General features: G+C 66.3%; 1 pseudogene. It reads left to right on the top strand.

From position 1 onward, the window contains the following. Positions 1 to 46: 46 nt before the first annotated feature. Positions 47 to 261: pseudogene (locus G154_RS26235) on the top strand (IS3 family transposase); the annotation flags it as partial.

Raw genomic sequence — 261 nt, 5'->3', positions numbered from 1 at the left:
CCTATCTGTCGCAGGCCAATCTGCCGGGAAAAGGCTCTACCCGCTCGTGAAGGAGCTCGCCGGCGACGGGATTCCCGTCGCGGTGACGTGCCGGGTACTCAAGCTCGCCCGCCAACCGTATTACCGCTGGTTGGCCAATCCCATCACCGATGCCGAACTCGTCGAGGCCTACCGCGCAAACGCGCTGTTCGACGCCCACCGCGACGACCCGGAGTTCGGGTACCGCTACCTCGTGGAGGAGGCCCGAGAGGCCGGCGAATC

The sequence above is a fragment of the Mycobacterium sp. VKM Ac-1816D genome, assembly GCF_000416385.1.
Taxonomy (GTDB): domain Bacteria; phylum Actinomycetota; class Actinomycetes; order Mycobacteriales; family Mycobacteriaceae; genus Mycobacterium; species Mycobacterium neoaurum_A.
Note: the sequence above shows the minus strand (reverse complement) of the source record. Positions and strands in the feature narration are given on the sequence as shown.